The organism is Bacillus cereus group sp. BfR-BA-01309 (assembly GCF_022664315.1).
In the GTDB taxonomy this organism is placed as follows: Bacteria; Bacillota; Bacilli; order Bacillales; family Bacillaceae_G; genus Bacillus_A; species Bacillus_A mobilis.
In genome coordinates this window covers 1-231 of sequence record NZ_JAKUHE010000085.1, presented here as the reverse complement: position 1 = coordinate 231, position 231 = coordinate 1, and the positions used below count along the sequence as shown (strand labels likewise).

Sequence of the window (231 nt, the reverse complement as noted above, 5' to 3'; positions counted from 1 at the left end):
AGCATGGTGACATGTGGAGCTGACGAATACTAATAGATCGAGGACTTAACCATATAATATGTAGCAATGTTATCTAGTTTTGAAGGAATATATATTAAAATTCCTTTTGACATTCTGAAAAGAATGTGTATAATGATAAAAGTCTGGTAATGATGGCAGAGAGGTCACACCCGTTCCCATACCGAACACGGAAGTTAAGCTCTCTAGCGCCGATGGTAGTTGGGACCTTGT

Annotated in this window: 1 rRNA gene; it reads left to right on the top strand. The window is 39.0% G+C overall.

Annotated features, from left to right (window positions below):
- Positions 1-142: 142 nt before the first annotated feature.
- Positions 143-231, top strand: a 5S ribosomal RNA gene (gene rrf, locus MR115_RS29750); the annotation flags it as partial.